Source organism: Actinomadura madurae (assembly GCF_900115095.1).
GTDB lineage: Bacteria > Actinomycetota > Actinomycetes > Streptosporangiales > Streptosporangiaceae > Spirillospora > Spirillospora madurae.
In genome coordinates, this window is sequence record NZ_FOVH01000018.1 from 161,272 (window position 1) to 180,379 (window position 19,108).

The 19,108-nt window shown below is 74.4% G+C and carries 12 protein-coding genes; 5 read left to right on the forward strand and 7 right to left on the reverse strand.

Annotation, left to right across the window (positions count from 1 at the left end; genetic code table 11):
• Positions 1 to 105 precede the first annotated feature (105 nt).
• Together BM339_RS37910 and BM339_RS37915 are read left to right on the forward strand one after the other, a co-directional pair.
• Positions 106 to 2,025: a ricin-type beta-trefoil lectin domain protein gene (locus BM339_RS37910; RefSeq protein ID WP_075024009.1), complete on the forward strand. Its 1,920-nt coding sequence runs from the start codon at positions 106 to 108 to the stop codon at positions 2,023 to 2,025.
• Positions 2,026 to 2,182: 157 nt separating this feature from the next.
• Positions 2,183 to 2,836: a lytic polysaccharide monooxygenase auxiliary activity family 9 protein gene (locus tag BM339_RS37915; RefSeq protein ID WP_021598418.1), complete on the forward strand. Its 654-nt coding sequence runs from the start codon at positions 2,183 to 2,185 to the stop codon at positions 2,834 to 2,836.
• Positions 2,837 to 2,889: 53 nt separating this feature from the next.
• On the opposite strand, the gene BM339_RS37920 is transcribed toward BM339_RS37915, so the two are convergent.
• The 5 genes from BM339_RS37920 to BM339_RS37940 all read right to left on the reverse strand — a co-directional run bounded on the left by BM339_RS37920 (position 2,890) and on the right by BM339_RS37940 (position 13,432).
• A complete protein-coding gene (locus tag BM339_RS37920) occupies positions 2,890 to 3,636 on the reverse strand; it encodes a hypothetical protein (RefSeq protein ID WP_111830593.1) in 747 nt (248 codons plus the stop codon).
• Positions 3,637 to 3,715: 79 nt separating this feature from the next.
• Entirely contained in the window at positions 3,716 to 5,446 is a 1,731-nt protein-coding gene (locus tag BM339_RS37925; RefSeq protein ID WP_021598420.1) for a hypothetical protein, read from the reverse strand.
• A gap of 64 nt (positions 5,447 to 5,510) precedes the next feature.
• Complete coding sequence (locus BM339_RS37930) at positions 5,511 to 6,083, reverse strand: DUF4352 domain-containing protein (RefSeq protein ID WP_075024010.1); 573 nt, start codon at positions 6,081 to 6,083, stop codon at positions 5,511 to 5,513.
• Between the two features lie 118 nt (positions 6,084 to 6,201).
• Positions 6,202 to 11,667 (reverse strand): ATP-binding protein, encoded by a 5,466-nt coding sequence (locus BM339_RS37935; RefSeq protein WP_075024011.1) that lies wholly within the window; start codon positions 11,665 to 11,667, stop codon positions 6,202 to 6,204.
• 205 nt (positions 11,668 to 11,872) lie between these two features.
• Positions 11,873 to 13,432, reverse strand: coding sequence for an MDR family MFS transporter (locus BM339_RS37940; protein ID WP_081842452.1), 1,560 nt, complete (start codon positions 13,430 to 13,432; stop codon positions 11,873 to 11,875).
• A gap of 184 nt (positions 13,433 to 13,616) precedes the next feature.
• Here BM339_RS37940 and BM339_RS37945 point away from each other — a divergent pair, with 184 nt between their 5' ends.
• Positions 13,617 to 14,666: an LLM class flavin-dependent oxidoreductase gene (locus BM339_RS37945; RefSeq protein ID WP_021598608.1), complete on the forward strand. Its 1,050-nt coding sequence runs from the start codon at positions 13,617 to 13,619 to the stop codon at positions 14,664 to 14,666.
• Between the two features lie 64 nt (positions 14,667 to 14,730).
• On the opposite strand, the gene BM339_RS37950 is transcribed toward BM339_RS37945, so the two are convergent.
• Positions 14,731 to 15,963 carry a CynX/NimT family MFS transporter gene (locus BM339_RS37950; RefSeq protein WP_075024012.1) on the reverse strand — a complete coding sequence of 411 codons (1,233 nt, stop codon included), beginning with the start codon at positions 15,961 to 15,963 and terminating at the stop codon, positions 14,731 to 14,733.
• A gap of 22 nt (positions 15,964 to 15,985) precedes the next feature.
• Here BM339_RS37950 and BM339_RS37955 point away from each other — a divergent pair, with 22 nt between their 5' ends.
• Positions 15,986 to 16,660, forward strand: coding sequence for a FadR/GntR family transcriptional regulator (locus BM339_RS37955; protein WP_021600611.1), 675 nt, complete (start codon positions 15,986 to 15,988; stop codon positions 16,658 to 16,660).
• Positions 16,661 to 16,672: 12 nt separating this feature from the next.
• Here the strand turns inward: BM339_RS37955 and BM339_RS37960 are convergent, their stop codons facing one another.
• On the reverse strand, positions 16,673 to 18,070 hold the full coding sequence (locus tag BM339_RS37960) for a DHA2 family efflux MFS transporter permease subunit (protein WP_075024013.1): 1,398 nt from the start codon (positions 18,068 to 18,070) through the stop codon (positions 16,673 to 16,675).
• A gap of 95 nt (positions 18,071 to 18,165) precedes the next feature.
• Between BM339_RS37960 and BM339_RS37965 the strand changes: the two genes are divergently transcribed.
• Positions 18,166 to 19,104: a sigma-70 family RNA polymerase sigma factor gene (locus BM339_RS37965; protein WP_021599942.1), complete on the forward strand. Its 939-nt coding sequence runs from the start codon at positions 18,166 to 18,168 to the stop codon at positions 19,102 to 19,104.
• Positions 19,105 to 19,108: the final 4 nt, after the last annotated feature.

Sequence of the window (19,108 nt, forward strand, 5' to 3'; positions counted from 1 at the left end):
AAGGTTTCCTTCCTGTTAGCCGTCGGGGTGTCCGGGCAGCGTCCGGCAGCGGACCGAAGGCCGGTGCCGTGTGCGCCGCGTCCGTCCCAGTGAGGGAGACCATCGATGCCCACTGCAGGCAGCCCCCCACCTGCGCTCCGCCACGCTCCCCACCGCCGCCGGCTCGTCTCGGTGGCCGGTGCCGTGGTCCTGACCATGGCCGCCGCGCTCGGCGGCGTGCCCATCGCGCCGCCGGCCCTGGCCGCCGGCGAGACCGTGACCATCCATCTGACGACGACGTCCGACTCCGGCGGGCGGAACGTGACGCGCGGCCTGGAGCGGCAGGCACCGGTCAACTTCGCCGCGACCAGCCCCGGCGCGGACCACACGATCGCGGTCGACGAAGGTGTGCGCTACCAGCGGTTCGAAGGCGGCGGCGCGTCGATCACCGACACCACGGCGCACCTGTTCCGGGGCGGGGCGATCAGCGCCGCCACCCGGGACGCGGTCATGCGCCGGCTGTTCGACCCGGTCGACGGCATCGGGCTGTCGTTCGTGCGCAACCCGATCGGCGCGTCCGACCTGTCGCGTCCGGGGATGGTCTCGCTGGACGACACCTGCTGCGACCTGAACGACTTCGGCGCGAACGGCTACGACACGAACGTCCGGCTGCTGACGCAGCAGGCGAAGCAACTCAATCCGCGGCTGCGGGTCATGGGCGTGCCGTGGAGTGCGCCCGGCTGGATGAAGGACAACGGCCGGATGGACCAGATGGGCTGGCTGAAGTGGGAGTACTACCCCACGTACGCCCAGTACCTGGCGAAGTACGTCCAGTCGTACCAGGCTGCCGGCGTGCCGGTGGACTACGTCTCGGTCCAGAACGAGCCGAACTGCTGCCAGGCGGGCAACCCGACCGCGATGAACTATCCGGGCATGTCCTGGAACCCGTCCGGGCTGGTGGAGTTCACCAAGAACCATGTGTACCCGGCCTTCCGGGCGGCGGGGATCGGTACGAAGGTGATCCACTTCGACTGGAACTACGGCGACTACGCGAGCTTCGGGTCCCAGATCGTGGCCGACGACGCGCTGCGCAACGACCCGCTGTCGGCCGGGATCGGGTGGCACGACTACGCGGGGAGCCCGTCCGTGGGGGCCCAGGCGCACGACCAGTACCCGTCGATGACGCAGTTCAACACCGAGCACTCCGGTGGAACGTGGGTGGGCGACCAGCACAACGAGGACATGGGCGACATCATCGAGCACGCCCGCAACTGGTCCAGTGCCGAGGTGAAGTGGAGCCTGGCGCTCAACCAGAACATGGGCCCGCACAACGGCGGGTGCGGGACGTGCACCGGGCTGGTCACCGTCCAGGAAGGCGGCGGCCGCGCGGGCCAGGTGGACAACACCATCGAGTACTACACGATGGGACACCTCACCAAGTTCGTGAAGCCGGGCGCGTACCGGATCTTGTCCACCGCCGACTCGACCGTGCAGAACGTCGCCTACGTCAACCCGGACGGGTCCAAGGCCCTGCTCGCGCACAACGGCGGCGGAAGTGCCCGGTCGGTGCGGGTGGTGTGGGGCGGCCAGTCCTTCACCTACGACCTCCCCGCCCGCACGACGGCGACGTTCACCTGGTCGGGGACGCAGTCCGGCGGCGGTAGCGCGGGCCAGGTCACCGGCCTCGCCGGCAAGTGCATGGACGTCGCCGGCGCCGCCACGGCGAACGGCACGGCCGTCCAGCTCCACACGTGCAACGGCACCGTCGCCCAGCGGTGGAGCCGGGGTGCCGACGGAACCCTGAAGGCGCTCGGCAAGTGCCTGGACGTGGCCGGTCCCAGCACCGCGGACGGCGCCCAGACGCACCTGTGGGACTGCCACGGCGGCTCGTCCCAGCAATGGACGTTCACTCCCGGCCGCGACCTGGTGAACGCCTACTCCGGCAAGTGCCTGGACGTGACCGGCAACAGCTCCGCCGACGCGACCCGGCTGCAGATCTGGACCTGCACCGGCGGCGCCAACCAGAAGTGGACCGTCCCGGCGTAGCGCGCGCTCCGGGGAGCCGGCACTGCCCGGTCGGCTCCCCGGCCCGTCCGTGAAAGCTTTCACGCCCCGAATGACGCGTGCCGCGCGGCGCGTTACGATCCGCTTGGGAGCGCTCCCAATCCGGCCTACCCCCCGCCACCGGAACGGAGAAGGCGCCATGCCTCACACCCGACTACGCCGCCGCGTCCTGACGGTCCTCTGCGCCGCGACGCTGCTGCCGGCCCTGTGGGTCGACACGGCCTCGGCCCACGGATCCGTCATCGACCCCGCGTCCCGCAACTACGGCTGCTGGGAGCGCTGGGGCGACGACTTCCAGAACCCCGCGATGCAGCAGGAAGACCCGATGTGCTGGCAGGCGTGGCAGGACAACCCCAACGCCATGTGGAACTGGAACGGGCTCTACCGCAACAACGTCGGCGGCAACCATCAAGCCGCGGTGCCCGACGGGCAGCTGTGCAGCGGCGGCCACGCGGAGAGCGGGCGCTACCGCTCGATGGACGCCGTCGGCCCGTGGACGACCACCGACCTCGGCACCACCTTCACGATCAACCTCTACGACCAGGCGAGCCATGGCGCCGACTACATCCGCGTCTACATCACCCGCCAGGGGTACGACGCGCTGACCCAGCCGCTGCGCTGGGGCGACCTGGAACTGGTCCGCGAGACCGGCCGGTACGCGCCGAGCAACAACTACGTGATCGAGAACGTCAACGCGTCCGGGCGCACCGGGCGCCACGTGGTGTACACGGTCTGGCAGGCGTCCCACATGGACCAGGTGTACTACATCTGCAGCGACGTGAACTTCGGCTGACCCCAGCTCCCCGCCCCGTCGAGGCCGCGCGGCACGTCGCGGCCTCGACGCGGTCAGTCGTCCGGGAACGGGCCGGCGGGCCGCCCCTGCTTGATCTTCGTCGCCCAGGTGAGGAACCGGGAGATCTGCGGCAGCGAGGGAAGGTCCTGCGCGCGGTCGGGACGGCGGCCGTCGCTGGTGACGGGGGTGAGCCGCGCGACCCGGTTGAACTCGTCGCGCAGCCTGATCCAGCGCCGGCTCCGGGGCTCCGCCCGCTCCGCGATCCGCTCCTCCAGCACCTGCCGGACCGCGTGGTCGATGGCGCGGTTGACCTTCGTGGCGTCGGTGACGCCGTGGCGGAACTGGGCCTCGGGGTCCCGGGGCGGGGGCACCCGCCGCCGCGCCAGGTCGGGGCGCAGCACCGCCGCGCGCAGCGCCTCGGCGTCGGCCATGTCGGAGCGGTGGTAGAAGAAGTCGGCCCGCGCCTCCCGCATCCGGCGGCGGACGGCGTCGTCGAAGAAGTGGCCGGTCACCACGATGACGGTCAGCCGGCCGGCGGGGACGGTCCGCCGCGCGTGCTCCACGACGGCCACGCCGGGGAACTGGTCGCCGTCGCGGCGATGGTCGGCGGCGTCCACGACGGCCACGTCCGCGCGCTCCCATACGTGCGCGCCGGCCAGCGCGTCGTCGTGGCCGATGGCCGCGACCAGCTCGATCCGCGGGTCCGCGTCCAGCACGCAGGCCATCCCGTACCGGTTGATCTCGTCGTCGTCGACCACGACGACCCGGACCGGGACGCGGCCCGGACGCTCGGCCGGCACGGCGGCTCCCGAGGTCGGCTGCACGGAGGGTGATCGACTCAATCATGACCGACGGGCCGCGGCCGGGCAACGGGCCGGGTCAGTCCGCCGGGAGGGCGGACAGCATCGCGCGGGCCTCGTCGAGGCGGCGCCCGACCTCCGCCGCGATCTCCGGCGGCAGCGCCGGCCCGAGCGCGCCGCAGCGGGCGCGCAGCTGCTCGGCGGCGCCCTCGGTGAGTTCGACGACGAGCCGCCGGCCGCGCCGGAACCCTTCGCGCACGGCCTGCTCCTGGAACCGGTCCAGCGACTCTTGCAGGTGAGCGGAGTCCTCGGCCAGGACGTCCCGCAGCCCGTGGACGGCGAGGGCGGGGGCGATCCACCACGGCACCGCGAGCAGCGCGCCGGCGAAGGGGAACGGCACCGGCATCGCCACCGCCCCCGCCAGCACCGCCGCGGCGAAGCCCGCCACCACCAGGGCGTGCCCGCGCCCGGTCAGGTCGCGGAAGTGCACGACCGCGAGCGGGACGGCCCATTGCAGGAAGAAGAAGCACGGGAGCCGGTTGCTCGCGGGATCCATCAGCGCCGACGTCAGCACCGACTCCGCCGCGGCCAGCAGGACGGCGATCGCCATCACCCGCCCGGCGACCTCGGCCGCGGGACGGCTCGTCCAGCGGTGCGCGCACCAGGCCGCCGCCAGGGCGAGCAGGGCGACCGGTCCGGTGCCCCAGAGCGGGACGCCGTCCCACTGGGGCAGCGACTGGGTGAGCGTCAGCACGGCGGCGGCGACGAACGCGAACGGGCCCGCGTGCACCGGCCGGATCCGGGGCCGGGCGTCCGCGGGGACGACGACGCGGTGGCCGCCCACGTCCACCGCCTGCTCCGCGCCGGCCGGGCCGGGCCGGGGCACGGTCACCTCGACCGTGCCGCGCGGGCGCAGCGCGTCCAGGCGGGCTTCCAGATGGCTCGTCTGGGCGGACGAGAGCAGCAGCGTGCCCGCGCCGGGGCCGGGCCGCAGGTCGGCGTCCGCCGACAGGTCGGGGCTGCGGCTGTTGTAGAGGCTCTGCCACCGCAGCAGCGCCACGCCGAGGTAGGTCGCCTGGCGCCCGCTGGCCTCCGCGAGCCTGGCCTTCCAGGCTCCGAAGGGGAGCGGTTCGGGGTCGCGCTCGAACGTGGTGACCAGGGGAGCGGTGCGCACCAGCAGGTCGACGACCGAGTCGGCGCCCATCGCCACGCTGTTCTGGCCGGACAGCTCGGCCCGGCCGACCGCGGCTTCCAGGTGGTCGCGCATGACGGCCGCCTCGGCGAGCCAGCGGCGGCGCAGGTACGCCCGGGTGAGCGTGCCGCCGGTCCACGCCGCGGCGGGCCAGAGGAAGGGCAGCGGGTCGATCCGCCCGGCGGCGAACCAGGTCGCCGCCATGGCGGACGCGCCGGCCAGAACGGGCAGGGGCAGCGCGCGGGCGCCGTGCCGCTGCGCCGTCTCCAGGATCAGCGGCCCGGCCACGAGGACGGTCAGGTCGCCGATGCCGCCGAGCGCGAGCGTCCACAGGACGACGTCGAGGAGGTCCATGACCAGCCGGACCGGGGTGGACGCACCGCCGCGGCGCGCCAGGAGGGCGGCCAGGCGCAGGTCGAGCGCGGCGCAGGCGACGGCGGCGAGGACGAACGCCCAGGCGTGGTCGTGCCCGAGCGACACGGCGGTCGCCGCCACCCCGAGCCGCGTCGGCAGCCGCAGGCCCAGGAACATCCGGTGGCGGAACCGGGCCATGGCGCGCGGCAGCAGCCGCTCCAGCCGGTCGTCGTCGAGCGCCGTGCCCGTGTCGGCCATGATCACCAGCCCGCCCCTCGGGGTGGTCGTCGGCAATGATCGTAGGCCGGAGCGCGGGTCGGCCGCGCGGTCAGCCGACGGTGATCACGGCCTCCGGCCCGCGGGCGCGGTCGGCGGCGAGCATCGGGTTCCCGGGCCTCAGCTCGAGCCGCACGATCCGCCGGTCGGCGGGAAGCTCGAACACCAGCTGCCCCGTGGTGCGCTGGCCGGGGCTGAGGTCGTCCTCCGGGGGCTCCACCTCGCGCCCGCTGAGGCGCTTGCCGTTGTACTGGCTGCCGTCAGTGGTGTAGGCGCGCTGGGCGTGCGGCTGGAATTCCAGCGGCACCTTGCTCAGCACCTCGACGTCCAGGGTGTAGATGCAGTACTGGCCGTCGGCCGTGTAGCCGAGCGCGACGCCGACGCGGATCTTCCGCACGCCGCACTCCTGCTCGCGGACGGTGTAGGCCAGCTCCTTACCGCGGACGGTCTGCCCCATCCGCCCCTGCACGGGCTCGGGCGCCTCCTCGGCCGGCCCCTCACCCCCCGCGGAGAGCGGCCGGCCGTTCGCTCCCGCGGTGGACGCGGGCTCGCCGCCGCCCCCGCAGCCGGACGACAGCAGCACGGCGCCGACCCCGGCGACCAGCAGGCGGGAACGCAGTGGCATGGCCAACTCCCCATGTCGACGGCCGCACACCCGGCCGGAGGAGCCCCAACGTAAGGCGGCGCGGTGCGCGTTCCGGACCCCCGGAACGCGCACCGCGCCCCCGCACCGCCCCGCCGGGTCAGCGCAGGCGGGCCTCGATGGCCTCGATGATCCGCGGCCGCATCTCCGCGGCGCCGATGACGGCGTCCACGGACCCGACCTCGACCGCGCGCCGGATGTCGTGCACCCGGTCGAACTCCGCGGCGACCTCGCCGAGCTTCTCCGTGCGCACCGACGCCCGGAGCTCGTCCAGCTCCGCCGTCAGCGCGGCGCGGTCGGCGCCGGAGGCCGGCGCGACGCGGGCCTCCAGGCCCCGGACGCGCGGGTCGGCCGCGGTGCGGGCGTCGACCTCGCCCGCGAACACCGCCGCGGCGGCGGGGGCGCCGCCGAGCACCGAGGCGAACGAGCCCTCCAGCGCGAGGACGGTCATGTTCGGGTTCAGCGCCTTGGAGAACACCACGAACGCGCCGCCGTGGTAGCGCGAGATCACGCAGAACACGATGGGCCCGCGGAAGTTGACGATCGCGCGGCCGATCTCGGCGCCGTACTCCAGCTGGAGCTTGCGCATCGACTCCGGCGAGCCGTCGAACCCCGACAGGTTCGCCAGCACCACCAGCGGCCGGTTCCCGCTCGCCGCGTTGATCGCCCGCGCGGCCTTCTTCGACGACTGCGGGAACAGCGTGCCCGCGGTGTAGGCGTCCGGGCCGTCGGTGGGCGGGAAGCCGCGCCGGGGCACGGCCCGCGACTCGATGCCGAGCAGGCACACCGGGATCCCGCCGAGGTGCGCGTCCTGCACCGCCGCGGTCTCCGCGTCGACCATGCCCGCCCAGCGCTCCAGCACCGGGTGGTCCTGGTCGGACAGGGCCCGCATGACGGTCCGGATGTCGAACGGCTTCTTGCGGTCCGGGTTGGCCTCGGCGGAGAAGATCTCGCCGACGGTGGTGAAGTCGCTGCCCTCCACGGCGTGCGGGAAACCGGAGATGTCGCGGTCGACCGGGTCGGTCGTCGCCGCGCGGCGCGGCGCGTCCTCGCCGGGCGCGACGTAGGTGTGGTCGTAGTGCGCCATCAGCACGTCCCGGGCGGCGGCGAGGTTCGGCGCCCAGTACTGCGCCTGCCCGTTCGGGCCCATCACCCGGTCGTAGCCGCCGATGCCGAAGTTGTCCTCGGCCGAGACGCCGCCGGAGAAGTCGAGCGCCTGCTTGCCGGTGAGCACCATCGCCGAGTCCGGCGTCATCACGAGGATGCCCTTGGTGTGCATGAGCATCGTCGCCTCGGCGTTCCAGTACGGCTGGGCGCCGACGTTGATGCCCGCGACCACGATGTTGATCTCGCCGCCGTCCTGGGTGAACTCGACGATCCGCTTGAGCGCCGCGGCCACCCAGTCCATGTTCTCGGTGCCCGACTCCATGGAGATCCGGGCGCCGGCGGACAGCGCGTACCACTCCAGCGGCACCCGCATCCGCTCGGCCAGGTCCAGCGCGGCGATCACGCGGCGGCACTCCGGCTCCGACAGCGCGCCGAGCGACTTCGTCGGATCGCCGAGCAGCACGACCCGGGTGATGCCCTGCGGATGGCGCGGGGTCGGCGTGGTGACGACGCCCGCGACCATCGCCGCGGTGTTGCGCCCCTTGGGCCGGTCGACCGGCACCAGCACGTCCGCCCCGTCCTCGGCGAGGTCGTGCTCGACGAAGTCGCCGAGGATCCCGGTCAGCTCGTACGGGTAGACGGTGTTGCGGCTGCTCGCGCGCAGCACCTTCTGCCGGTAGCCGTCGAGCGGCTCGACGGGGTCGTCCGACGGCTCGCCGATGGTCAGTTCGGTGCCGCCGGTGGCGTCGAACGTGATCCGCACGGCGACCTTGGTCAGCGCGCCGGTCTCCCGGTCGCGCCGCCGCGCGATGAACAGGATCTCCTCCAGCCCGGCCCCGGCGGTCGTCGGCAGCATGCGCTCGGCGAGCATCTCCAGCTCCGCGCGGGTGAGGTCGCTCGGCGGCCAGACGTAGATCACGATCCGGTTGGTGGAGAACCGCTTCTTGGACGGCCGCCGGGCCTGCGCGCGGCGGATGGAGTCGAGGCAGGTGGCGACGGTGTACTCGGCCGTCGGCAGCGCGAGCAGCCGGCCCTCGTGGTCGCGCAGCTCCTTCAGGTCGCGCACCTGCGCGAACGCGACGAGCCGGTCGTCGGACGGGTTCTCCCGCGCCACGCACTGGAAGAGGTAGACCTCCTCGTCCGAGGACGGCAGCCGGGTCAGGTCGAACCTGCTCAGCCGCTCCATCTGCATCCGCTGCGCGATGTGCGGGTGCAGGCCGCGGATCAGGCGGTCCTCCGTCATCCCGGTGGGGGACGGGCGGAACGTGAAGTGGTGGTGCATCACCGCGCCGCTGCTGCCCGCGACGGTCGCGGTGAGCCTGCGGACCTGCTCCGGCAGCGGGTGCGCGTCGATGACCTGGTGCAGCGCCTCCGCCATCGCGGCGAAGTCCTGCGGCTGCTTCTCCCAGGAGAGGTAGATGTCGGCGTCGATGGCGTCCTTGCCGGCCGCCGGCTCGGCGAGGCCGGTCAGCGCGCCGCCCAGCCGCTCGAAGCTCACCGCGGCCGACACCAGGCACGAGCCCGCGCGCTCGGCGACGACGAACGTGCAGCCCCCGGCCTCGGCGGTGCGGACGCCCGTCAGCCCCTTGTTGCCGTAGTACCGCCGGGTCAGCACCTCCAGCATGACCGCGTTGTCCTGGTTGCCGCGGAAGAGCCGCTGGCCGAGCAGCCGCACCAGCGGCTCGGTGCTGCGCACCATCTCGGCGATGCGCTCGGCGCGGTCCGGGTCGTCCGGGTGGCGGTCCAGGTGGCGCAGGTGCGCCCGGACGCCGGCGTAGACGCGGGCGCGGTTGCGGCGCAGCATCGGCTGGGCGTACCAGGCGAACACCACCCCGGCCGCGAGGTCGTAGACCACCGGGAAGTGCCCCTGCGCCGCGGCGATGAGCCGCTCCAGCGCGAGCCCGGCCGGCTCGCGGAGGGCCTCCTCCGGCGGCGGCTCCCGCAGCCACGTGCGCAGCAGCGCCGCGACGACCGCGGCGTCGGTGGACGCACGCTGCTGCGCCAGGAAGATCCGGAAGACCGCCGCCTCCAGCTCGGGGGAGCGCTCCAGGTCGGTGACGCCGTAGTGCCCGAGCGCCTTGGCGAGCTTGGCCTGGAAGCCCTTCGGCAGTCCGGCCCGCTCCACGTCGAGGCTCTGCAGGTAGGTGTGGAAGTACTCGCGGGCGCTGTGCACGTGCCCGCCGGAGTCGCCGTCCTCGCCCGCCGGGCGGTTGCGGCTCAGCTCGGCGAGGTCGGCGAAGACGTCGAGGAGCCCGATCTCCTCGGCCAGCGGCCGGTGCCCGTCCGCGGCGGCGGCCCGGCGGGCGGCGAGGTAGTCCTCCAGCACCCGGCCCTCGTCGTGGGGGTCGACGTCGAAGCCCAGCAGCAGGCCGCGCAGGCCCTCCCGGCCGCGGGCGACGCGGTCGCGCGCCGGGACCTCCCCGGGGGCGGCGGGCAGGTCCAGCTCGGCGGACGCGGCGGACGCGGCGTCCTCGTCCTCGTCGTCGGCGAGCGGCTCCAGGCGCAGCAGCGGCGCGCCCGTCTCGACCTGGCTGCCCACGGACACGGCGCACTCCTTCAGCCGCGCCCGGAACGGCGCCCGCAGCACCGTCTCCATCTTCATGCTCTCCAGCACCAGCACCGGCGCGCCCGCCTCGACCTCGTCGCCGGCCGCCAGCGGAGTGGCGACGACCAGGGCGGGCGCGGGCGACCGGACGACGCCGCCCTCGTCGCGGCTGACCCGGTGCGTCACGCCGTCCACCTCGACCAGGTGGACCGGCCCGTGGGTGCCGGTGAGCAGCCGGTACCGGGCGCCGTTGACGACGATCTGCCCGGTGTGCCGGTCGAAGCGGTCGAGCTCGACGTCGGCGGTGCGGACGTCGCCGCCCGCCTCGATGCCCACGCGGAAGCGGTCCGCGCCTACCCGCGCGACGCGGGCCCGGTAGAGGGCGCCCCGCAGCTTCAGGTCCAGCGGGCGGCCGCTGCGGTGCCGCACCTGCGGGCGCCCGCCGAACGCGGTCGACAGCAGGCGCTGCCGCTCGGCGCGCTCCTCGTCCTCGTAGGCCTCGATGGCGGCGGCGGCCAGCGCGACCGCGGAGTGCCGGTTCTGGACGAGCCCGTCCTCCGCGCGGACGCGGTCGATCCAGCCCGTGTCGGCGCTCGCGTCGACCACCTCGGGCCGGTCGAGCAGGTCGAGGACGAAGCTCTTGTTCGTCGCGCCGCCCTCGATGATCACGGTGGTCCGCGCCATCGCCCGGCGCAGCCGGCCGAGCGCCTCGTCGCGGTCCCGGCCGTAGGCGATGATCTTGGCGATCATCGAGTCGAAGTCGGCGGGGATGGTGTCGCCCTCGCTCACGCCGGTGTCCACCCGGATGCCGGGCCCGGCGGGCAGGTCGAGCCGGGCGATGCGGCCGGGGGCGGGCGCGAAGTCGCGGTCGGGGTCCTCGGCGTTCAGCCGGGCCTCGATGGCGTGCCCGCGCTCGGCCGGCGGGCCGCCGTCCAGCCGGCCGCCGGACGCCACGTGCAGCTGCGCCTTGACAAGGTCGAACCCGGTGGTGGCCTCGGTGATCGGGTGCTCGACCTGGAGGCGGGTGTTGACCTCCAGGAACGCCAGCAGCTCGTCGCCGGGGTGGTAGAGGAACTCGACGGTCGCCGCGCCGCGGTACCCGACCGCGACGGCCAGCCGCTCGGCGGACGCCTTCAGCTCCGCCGCCCGCTCCGGGCTCAGCACCGGCGACGCCGACTCCTCGATGATCTTCTGGTTGCGCCGCTGCACCGAGCAGTCGCGGACGCCGAGCGCCCACGCCGTCCCCTGGCCGTCCGCGATCACCTGGACCTCGACGTGCCGGGCGCCGGTGACCAGGCGCTCAAGGAACACCACGCCGCTGCCGAACGCCCGCGCGGCCTCCTGGCTGGTCCGCTCGTAGGCGTCGGCGAGGTCGGCCTCGTTCGCGACGACGCGGATGCCGCGCCCGCCGCCGCCCGCGGTTGCCTTCAGCATCAGCGGGTAGCCGATCCCGGCCGCCGCCGCGAGGGCCGCGTCCAGGGTCTCCACCGCGCCGCGGCTCCACGGCGCGACCGGGACCCCGACCTCCTCGGCGATCAGCTTCGCGCCGATCTTGTCTCCGAGCTTGCGCATCGCCTCGGCGCTCGGCCCGACGAAGGCGACCCCGACCCGCTCGCACAGCTCCGCGAACGCCGGGTCCTCCGCGACGAAGCCCCAGCCGACCCAGGCGGCGTCCGCGCCGGTCTCCACGAGCGCGCGCTCCAGCACGTCCAGGTCCAGGTACGGGCGGGCGGAGGCGGGACCGAGGTCGTAGGCCAGGTCCGCCTCCCGGACGAAGGTCGCCGCCCGGTCCACGTCGGTGTGCAGGGCGACGGTCTCGATCCGGGTCCCGGTCTCCGCGGCGATTTCCCGCACGGCGTGGATGAGCCGCATGGCGGCCTCACCGCGGTTGACGATGGCGACACGACTGAACACCGCACCGAGCCCTTCTGTAGACGATCCGTGCCGCGACATGACGGCCGGCGGCAGTGTTCAGCCTCCCGCTTACCGCCCGGCCGGCGCCATGCCGCGAACTACGCACGCTACGCGTCTCCAGTTGTGGGATTCCTGCAAAGCCGTGTCCGGCTGGCGCACGCTTTGCCGCCTCTCGACCACGCCGCGTGTCCGCCGGGGGGTGAGATCAGCAGGCCGGTTCGAGGACGAGTTCGGCCTTCTCCGGCTCGCGGGCGGCCGTTCCGGACGCGTCGAGCGCCGCAGCGGTCTCGGGGGCGGCGGGCCGCTTCGGCAGCAGGAAGGCGATCCCGACCATCACGAGGGCGAGCGCGCCGCTGAGGACGAACGCCAGCCGCATCCCGTCCAGCTGGGCGAGGGCCGCGGGGACGCCGGCGGCGACCCGGGAGTCGGCCCGTCCGGCCATCACGGTCACCACCAGCGCGGTGCCGAGGGCCGCGGAGACCTGCTGGAGGGTGCCGAGCATCGAGCTGCCGTGCGGGTACAGGTGCTCCGGGAGAGCGCCGAGGCCGAGCGTGAACACCGGCGTGAACGCCGCGGCCAGCGACACCATGAGCAGCGTGTGCAGGCCGAGCACCTGCCAGTACGGCATCGTCATCGAGATCTGGGTGAACCCGGCCAGGGCGAGCAGGATGCCGAGCGCGCCGGGGATGATCAGCATCCGGGCGCCGAAGCGGTCGAACAGCCGGCCCACGACCGGGCCGAGCAGGCCCATGGCCAGCCCGCCGGGCATCACCAGCAGGCCGGTCTCCAGCGGGGACAGCCCGCGCAGGTTCTGCAGGTAGATCGGCAGCAGGATCATCGAGCCCAGCATCGCCATGAACCCGAGCGACATCAGGGCCAGGGAGAGGGCGTAGACCGGGTACCGGAGGACGCGCAGGTCCAGGAGGGGGACGTCGCGGCGCTGGAGCCGGAGCTGCCGGACCGCGAAGGCCGCGATCGTCGCCAGCCCGGTCAGGACGATGAGCGCGGGGACGGCCGTGCCGCCCTCGCCGAACCGGCTGAGTCCGTAGACGAGGGAGCCGAACCCGGCCGCCGCGGCGCCGACGCTGAACCAGTCGATGGTGCTGAGCCGCGGCTCGCCGACGTTCTCCAGCCGGGCCAGGCCGCGCCAGGTGATCAGGGCCGCTACCGGCAGCACCGCCGCGAACAGCAGGCGCCAGGAGCCGAGCTGCAAGATCAGGCCCGAGACGGCCGGGCCCATCGCCGGCGCGACCGACATCGCCAGCGTCACGTTGCCCATCACCCGGCCGCGGTCCCGCTCGGGGACGACCGTCATCAGCGTCGTCATCAGCAGCGGCATCATCACCGCCGTCCCGGTCGCCTGGACGACCCGGGCGAGCAGCAGCAGCTCGAAGACCGGCGCGACCATGGCGAGGGCCGTCCCGGTGAGGAAGACGCCCATCGCGGTGGCGTAGGCGCGGCGGGTGCTGACCCGCTGGAGGAACCAGCCGGTGACCGGGATCACCGCCGCCATCGTCAGCATGAACGCCGTCGACAGCCACTGCGCCGCCTGCTCGGTGACGGCCATGTCCGCCATCAGCCGCGGGATCGCGTTGATCATGATCGTCTCGTTGAGGATCACCACGAACGTCGCGAGCACCAGCAGGCGGATCACTGGCGGTGTGCGGTGGGCGCCGGAAGCTCGTCCGGCCGGGGCCTTCCGGGGCGCGGGGGCGGTCGGCGCGTGTCCCGGCTCGCGGCCGGTGGGGGCATCTGTGGTCGTCATGCCAAGGCTGACCGGCGGCCCCGCGGAAACTCATCGCCGATCCCGGAATGAGTTGATTTTTCCGTGACAACCCGGGGTTGGTCCGATACGCGGAAAGTGACCACCTCGTCACGGCGCAGCGCCTACGCTCGTCCCCATCCCCCGATGGGTGCGTGAAGAAGCGCACTGCAAGGAGACGTTTTCCGTGAAGTTCAGCTACGCCATGCTCCCTGACTATCCGGTCGCGGAGTCGCTGGCCTCGATCAAGCTCGCGGACGAGCTGGGATTCCACGCGGTGTACGCGGCCGACGAGCCGTGGCACAAGGACCTGTGGCTGCTGTTCGCCGCCGCCGCGGCGAACACCTCGCAGATTCGCCTCGGGCCGTCGGTGTCGGCGGTGACGCTGCGCGAGCCCTCCCTCATCGCGCAGGCGGCCGCGACGCTGGACGAGCTCACCGGTGGCCGCGCCGAGGTCGTCCTGGGCAGCGGCAACTTCGGGGTGCTCGCCCAGTACAAGATCGACTGGGCGAAGACCAAGCCGCTCACCCGGGTCAAGGAGGCCGTCGCGGTCGTCCGGACCCTGCTGGACGAGGGCGCCATCACCCGCGACGGCGAGTTCTACTCCTACGACGGGCTGTTCACCTTCGCCCGTCCGGTCCAGGAGCACCTGCCCGTCAAGATCGGCGCGATGCGCGGGCCGAAGTCGTTCGAGGCGGCCGGCGAGCTGTCCGACGGCGTCCACCACGCGCTCAGCTACTCGCGCGGCGCGTACGAGTACGCGGTCGAGCACTTCCGGGCCGGCGCCGAGCGGGCCGGCAAGGACTGGCGGTCGCTCGACATCGGCGCCTGGGTGGTGTTCGCGGTCGGCCCCGACTCCACCGCGGCCAAGGAGGCGGCCCGCAGCATGGTCGGCCTGTACGCCTCGGCGATGCCGGCCGAGCAGCTGCAGCGCAACGGCGTCGACCCGGCGGACATGGCCCCGATCATCGACGCCATCGGCGGCGGCGACCTGGCCAAGGCCATCGAGCTGACCACCCCGGAGATCACCGAGAAGCTGTCGCTGGCGGGCACCCCCGACGAGGTCCGCGCCAAGATCGAGAGCAACATCGCGCCGACCGGCGTCAACCACATGATCTGCGCGATCACCGACCCCGGCCTGGTGAAGTCCTTCACCGGCCGCGACCTCACCGGCGTCCCGGACGTGGACGGCCAGCTCCGGCTGATCCACGAGCACCTGATGCCCGCGTTCAAGTAACCGGCACCTGGGGCCGGGCACCGACCGCGGTGCCCGGCCCCTCGCATGCCGCCGCGCGCGTCGCTCAGCCCGTCCGGCGGTCGCGGCCCGCGACGAGGCCCGCCGCCAGCTGCGGCACCATGAGCACCGCCATGAGGACCAGCGGCGCGGTCCAGCCGCCGCCGTGCTCGTAGAGCGCGCCCACGAGGACGGGGCCCGGGATCGAGATCAGGTAGCCGGTGCTCTGCGCGAAGGCGGACAGCCGCGTGACGGCCGCGCCGTCCCGCCCGCGCATCCCGATCATCGTGAGCGCCAGCGGGAACGAGCAGTTGGCGACGCCGAGCAGGCACGCCCACAGCCACGGCGCCGCGGTCGGGGCCGCCCCCAGCCCGGCGTAGCCGGCCAGCCCGAACAAGCCGAGCGCGACGGCGAGCCCGCCCTGCCGGCGCAGCCGCCCGGCCACCAGTGCGAGCGCGAACGACAGCGGGATGCCGAGGACCGAGGTGACGGCGAACAGCAGCCCGGCCGTCTCCGCGGGCAGCCCCGCGTCCCGGTAGATCTGCGGAAGCCAGCCGATGACGACGTACGCGGCGGTGGCCTGGAGCCCGAAGTAGACGGCGAGCGCCCACGCGGTCGGGCTGCGGGTGAGGGACGGCCGCCCGGCGTCCGGGGCCGCGTCCGGCGGGGGCGCGGGCGCGACGCGGTCGCGGGCCAGGGCGGTCCATGCCGGGACGGCGGCGGCCGCCACCAGCGCCCACGCGCCGAGCCCGATCCGCCAGTCGCCGAACCGGTGGGCAAGCGGGACGGTGGTGGCCGCGGCCGTCGAGGCGCCGATGTTGAGGGCCGTCGCGTAGCCGCCGGTGACCGCGCCGACGCGGTCCGGGAAGCGCTGCTTGACCACGGCGGGCAGCAGCACGTTGGCGACCGCGATCCCGGCGAGCGCGACCGCGCTGAGCGCGACGAACACCGCGCCGTCCGGGGCGAGCGGGCGCAGGGCGAGCCCGGCCGCGATCGCCCCCATGCCGGACAGGACGACGGTGCCCGGCCCGTGCCGGCGCGCGAGCCGGGACGCGGCGAAGCCGACCAGCGCGAAGCAGACGGCCGGCATCGCGGTGAGCAGCCCGGCGGCGGTGGCGCTCATCCCGAGATCGGCGCGGGCCTCCTCCAGGACCGGGCCGACGCTGGTGACGGCGGGCCGCAGGTTCAGCGCGGCCAGCATCAGCGCGAGCGCCGCGAGCCATGGCGCCCGGACGCCGGGCCGGGACGAGGCCCGCGGCGGACCCGGGCGGGACGGCGCGGCGGCCCGCTCGTCAGGCACTCACGCCTCGTATAATCATGGGATGAGTCTACGTCCTGTCCCGCGGCCGACCGGACTGTTCGACCATGTCGTCGCCCGGCTCCGCCGGCAGATCACCTCCGGCGCCTGGCCGGTGGGGTCGCGCATCCCCACCGAGCCGGAGCTGGTCGAGCAGCTCGGGGTGGCCCGCAACACCGTCCGGGAGGCGGTGCGGGCGCTCGCGCACAACGGGCTGCTGGACGTCCGGCACGGCTCGGGCACCTACGTCGCCGCGACGAGCGAGCTGGCCGGGGTCATGCGGCGCCGCTTCGCCGGCGTGGAGCGGCGCGACGTGATCGAGATGCGCGGCGCCCTCGAATCGTCCGCGGCGGCGATGGCCGCCGGGCGGCGGACCGAGGACGACCTCCGCCGGCTGGAGGAGCTGCTGGACCGGCGGGAGGCCGCCTGGGAGTCGGGGGACCGCGACGCCTTCGTCGACGCGGACGCCGCCTTCCACCGCGCGGTGGTGGCGGCGTCCCGCAACGAGGTCATGGCCGAGCTGTACGCCGACCTCGGCGAGGTGATCCGGCGGTCGCTGCGCGACCACTTCAGCCCCGAGCTGCGCGTGGACGAGTACATGGACCACTCCCGGCTGCTGGACGCGATCCGCGCCTCCGATCCCGGCGCCGCCGCCCGCGAGGCGGCGTCCCACACCTCCACCTGCCGCCCGGTGCCCTGAGCGGCGGGCGGGTCAGCGGCTCGGCGCGAGCGCCCGCGCGGCCGCGGTGGGCGCGACCTTCCGGCGGCCCGGGATGGCCAGCGCCGCCAGCGCCCCGGCGAGCGACAGCGCGGCGCTGACCCCGGTCGCCGCGGCGAACCCGTCGGCGAAGGCGTCCGGCCCCGCGTAGCTCCCGGCCCGGCCGAACGCCAGGGCCAGCAGGGCGACGCCGAACACCCCGCCCAGCTGCCGCCCGGTGTTGAACACGCCGGAGGCGTTCCCGATCCGCTGCGGCGCGACCGCGTTGAGCACGGCCGTCTGGGTGGCGGGCATCGCCATGCTCACGCCCGCGCCCGCGACGAGCATCGGCGCGACCAGCTGCCAGTACGGCACCGACGGCGTGGCGGCGAGGGCGAGCCATCCCATCCCGGCCGCCTGCAGCGCCAGCCCGGCCGCGGCCGGCGGGCGGGCGCCGACCCGGTTCACCAGCCGTCCGGCCAGCGGCGCGACGACCGTCACCGACGCGGTCCAGGCGAGCAGGTGCAGCCCGGCGGCCAGCGGCCGGTCGCCGCGTCCGGTCTGGAAGTACTGCGCCGCGAAGAACAGCGACCCGTACAGCGCGGCGTACAGGAACACCCCGGCGGCGTTCCCCGCCGCGAAGCCGCGCAGCCGGAACAGCTCCAGCGGCAGCATCGGCTGCCGGGCCACCCGCTCCCAGGCGACGAAGGCGACACCGCAAACCACTCCGGCGATCAGCGACCCGGCCACCTCGGCGCTGCCCCAACCGGCGGCCTGCGAACGCACCAGCCCCCACACCAGGCCGAGCGCGGCCCCGGTCACCAGCACCAGCCCGGCGGCGTCGACGGCCCGCCCGCCGCCCCGGCTCTCCGGGACGCGGCGCAGCACCAGCGGGACGACCACCAGCCCGATCGGCAGGTTCAGCCAGAAGATCCACTCCCAGGCGAGCCCCTGGGTGACGGCGCCGCCGATCACCGGGCCGCCGACCACCGCGAGCCCGGTCAACCCGGCGAACAGGCCCAGCGCCTTCGGCCGGTCCTGGGGCGGGTAGGCCGCGCTCAGCAGCGCCATCGCGAGCGGCATGACCAGCGCGGCCCCGGCGCCCTGCACCGCCCGCGCCGCGATCAGCCAGCCGACGTCCGGGGCCAGCGCGCACGCCGCCGAGGCGGCCGTGAAGAGCGCCAGCCCGGCCGTGAAGACCAGCCGCCGCCCGAACCGGTCGCCGAGCACGGCGCCCGTCATCAGCAGGACGGCGAAGCTGAGGCTGTAGGCGTTCACCGTCCATTCGAGCTGTTCCATCGAGGTGCCGAGATCCAGCCGGATCCGGCTCAGTGCCGTCGTCACCACCGTGGCGTCCAGCGCCACCATCACCGAGGCCGCCGAGGCGAGCCCGAGAACCCATGTCCTGTTCATGCCGGTACCGACCGGCGGCCCGGCGAAATCCGCCGGGTCGCGACCGACGAATTCCGCGTCCCGGCGGGTCTGTACAAGAAAGGGAGGAGCATCGGGTGACCGTGACCGAACAACCGGGCGACGACTTCGTCCGCCTCACCGGGCCGTTCCGGCGGGAGCTGCTGACCCACTGCTACCGGATGCTGGGGTCGGTGCAGGACGCCGAGGACCTCGTCCAGGAGACCTACCTGCGGGCCTGGCGGGGGTACCGGGACTTCGAGGGACGCGCCTCGCTGCGCACCTGGCTGTACCGGATCGCCACCAACGCCTGCCTCAACGCGCTGCGGCACGGCGGCCGGCGGGTGCTGCCCGCGGGGCTGGGCGGCCCGATCACCGATCCGGGCGCGCTCGCCCCGCGCGATCCGGAGATCCGGTGGCTGGAGCCGATCCCCGACGAGCGCGCCGACCCCGCCGCCATCGTGGCCGGACGCGCCGGGCTGCGGCTGGCGCTCATCGCGGCCCTGCAGCACCTGCCCGCGCAGCAGCGGGCGGTGCTCATCCTGCGGGACGTCCTGGCCTGGTCGGCGGAGGAGACCGCCGGCACCCTCGGCATGACCCCGGCCGCGGTGCACAGCGCGCTGCGCAGGGCCCGCGCCCGGATGGACCGGCTCGCCCCGGACATCGACGACGTCACCGAACCCGCGGAGCGGGAGCGGCGCGACCTGCTGGACCGCTACGCCGACGCGTTCGAGCGCGCCGACATCGACGCGCTGACCGGCCTGCTGACCGAGGACGCGGTCTGGCAGATGCCGCCCAACCCCTCCTGGTTCGCCGGGCGCGGCGACGTCGCCCGGCTGCTCGCGGCCAGGCTGGGCCGCAAGCGGGCCCGCCTGCTGCCGCTGCGCGCCAACGGGCAGCCGGGGTTCGCGATGTACGTCGACGGCGAGGCCTTCGCCGTCCAGGTCGTCACCCTGCGCGGGCCCGCCGTCGCGGCCGTCACCGCCTTCCACGACCCGGACCTCCCGGAGCGCTTCGGCCTGCCCCGCCGCCTGTGAGGCC

Coding starts and splice junctions, on each gene's coding strand:
- BM339_RS37930 (WP_075024010.1), bottom strand. CDS start 6,083: ATGCCACTGCGTTCCCGCCTGCTGGTCGCCGGGGTCGGCGCCGTGCTG.
- BM339_RS37915 (WP_021598418.1), top strand. CDS start 2,183: ATGCCTCACACCCGACTACGCCGCCGCGTCCTGACGGTCCTCTGCGCC.
- BM339_RS37955 (WP_021600611.1), top strand. CDS start 15,986: ATGAGTCTACGTCCTGTCCCGCGGCCGACCGGACTGTTCGACCATGTC.
- BM339_RS37940 (WP_081842452.1), bottom strand. CDS start 13,432: ATGACGACCACAGATGCCCCCACCGGCCGCGAGCCGGGACACGCGCCG.
- BM339_RS37910 (WP_075024009.1), top strand. CDS start 106: ATGCCCACTGCAGGCAGCCCCCCACCTGCGCTCCGCCACGCTCCCCAC.
- BM339_RS37960 (WP_075024013.1), bottom strand. CDS start 18,070: ATGAACAGGACATGGGTTCTCGGGCTCGCCTCGGCGGCCTCGGTGATG.